The sequence below is a fragment of the Bradyrhizobium cosmicum genome, assembly GCF_032290525.1.
In the GTDB taxonomy this organism is placed as follows: domain Bacteria; phylum Pseudomonadota; class Alphaproteobacteria; order Rhizobiales; family Xanthobacteraceae; genus Bradyrhizobium; species Bradyrhizobium cosmicum_A.
This window is the reverse complement of the sequence record NZ_JASXTA010000222.1, coordinates 1-274: the sequence shown is the minus strand read 5'-3', so window position 1 is coordinate 274 and position 274 is coordinate 1. Positions and strand designations below refer to the sequence as shown.

At 43.8% G+C, this 274-nt stretch carries 1 protein-coding gene; it reads left to right on the top strand.

All coding sequences use genetic code 11. The features are described 5' to 3' along the window. Positions 1 to 20: 20 nt before the first annotated feature. Positions 21 to 274 (top strand): hypothetical protein (locus QSV46_RS39745; protein WP_314964097.1); only part of this gene is annotated, 254 nt, incomplete at its 3' end.

The window sequence follows — 274 nt, the reverse complement described above, 5'->3', positions numbered from 1 at the left end:
ACCGAGTATGGATGATATCAATGAGTTCAATAAATCTAATGGTGCTAGGGTTGGGACAATCCCTCCGTTATCACCAAATCGACGCTCACAGTTTGTACGAAAAGATCAGAGAAGAAACATCCAGAACTATCGTGGGTAATCTACCACCTAGTCGCTGGGTAGAACTAGCAGCTGGGTTGTGGGAAGCGACGATAGACGAAACATTTAGTAATGGTTTAGGTGCTAGGTTTGACGACCAACATTATAACCAGTTACTGTGCCGTAAGAACATGCT